Origin of the sequence: Chitinophaga sp., from assembly GCF_035564935.1 — a bacterium.
GTDB lineage: Bacteria > Bacteroidota > Bacteroidia > Chitinophagales > Chitinophagaceae > Chitinophaga.
In genome coordinates this window covers 1-1,502 of record NZ_DATMTE010001078.1, presented here as the reverse complement: position 1 = coordinate 1,502, position 1,502 = coordinate 1, and the positions used below count along the sequence as shown (strand labels likewise).

Here is a 1,502-nt window from a genome sequence, read left to right as displayed (position 1 = left end):
AGAAAAAGAGGTTTTTGTTTCGATCTCTTGCGGTTATATTTTATAGGCGGGTTCCCTCTGTTCAAATTTATTTTTACTAAAAGTATAAAACAACGTCCAACGCATGAAATTCAAAATTGATACCAAAGAAAAAATAGTCGTTTTTTGTCCGGAGGAATCCGTTCTGGATGCTAATTTGGCAGAAGACTTTATCACTGCGGTGACAGCGCTGCCCGAGCTGGAAGGACGCAATCTCATACTGGATATGACATTGGTACAAAAAATGGATACAACAGGCGTTGAAGCCATTTTAACAGTTTATCAGCGTATGTATGACAATAATTTATCCTGCGCCGTTACCGGTCTTAACAACACTTTAACAGCAACTGTGAAATCTGCCGGCGGCGATATGCTTAATCTTGCTCCTACAATGGCAGAGGCAACAGACCTTGTGATGATGGAAGAGCTGGAGAGGGAATTGCTGGATGGATTGGAATAAAAGATAAATTGTCCTGCTTTTTTACTCCCACATTAGGGTGATACAGGAAAGCAGGCAATTGAACGATTAAAGCTATTTACATGTTCGCAGTCACAATATTAGGTAACAATTCTGCTATCCCCACCCTGGACAGGCACCCCACCGCCCAGGTAGTTACCTGCAATGAACAGCTCCTGCTGGTAGATTGCGGAGAAGGCACCCAGATACAGATCGCAAAATACCGGATCAGGCGCAGTAAGCTGCGATATATTTTCATCAGCCATCTTCACGGAGATCATTATTTCGGTCTTATTGGCCTGCTGAACACGCTCAGCCTGATGGGCCGTACCGACCCGATCAGCGTATATGCGCCACCGGAGCTGGAACAAATTATCCAGCTGCAGCTGGATTGCTCTGCTACCGTATTAAAGTTTGAACTGTCGTTTATACCGCTGCAACCGGGTTACAGCGGTATTATCCTGGAAGATAAAGAGCTGACAGTGCGGTGTTTTCCTACCCAGCACCGCATTTCCTGTTTTGGTTTTTCTTTTGAGATGCAGAAGCGTAAGCGTAAACTGATCCCAGAACAGGCAAGGGCCTATGAGATCCCGGCGGCTTATTTCAGCAAATTACAGGATGGCGCCGATTACCAGCGGAAAGACGGCACCCTGGTGAAAAACGACTGGGTTACCCTGCCACCGCCTCCGGGCAAGCGCTATGTGTATTGCGCCGACACCCTGTATGATGTAAATCTTTTGCCGCACCTGAAAGATGCGGACCTGATATACCATGAAACCACTTACCTGCACGACCTCCAGGAACGGGCAGCAGAGCGTTTTCACAGCACTTCCGTCCAGGCCGCCTCCCTGGCAGCGGCGGCAACAGGGAAAAAACTGCTGATCGGCCATTTTTCTTCCAAGTACACCGACCTTCAGCCTTTCCTGGATGAATCCAGGCCGGTTTTCCCCGATACGGACATCGCAGAGGAAGGCGTCACATATATTATTTAATTCTATAAAATAAAAGCAGCAGCGATCCCTTACGG

2 protein-coding genes are annotated in these 1,502 nt (G+C 47.2%); both read left to right on the top strand.

The window, feature by feature from the left end; translation table 11 throughout:
* Nucleotides 1-103: 103 nt before the first annotated feature.
* Nucleotides 104-478 (top strand): STAS domain-containing protein, encoded by a 375-nt coding sequence (locus tag VN105_RS27780; protein WP_325646406.1) that lies wholly within the window; start codon nucleotides 104-106, stop codon nucleotides 476-478.
* A gap of 80 nt (nucleotides 479-558) precedes the next feature.
* A complete protein-coding gene (locus VN105_RS27775) occupies nucleotides 559-1,467 on the top strand; it encodes a ribonuclease Z (protein ID WP_325646404.1) in 909 nt (302 codons plus the stop codon).
* The last annotated feature ends 35 nt before the right edge of the window (nucleotides 1,468-1,502 follow it).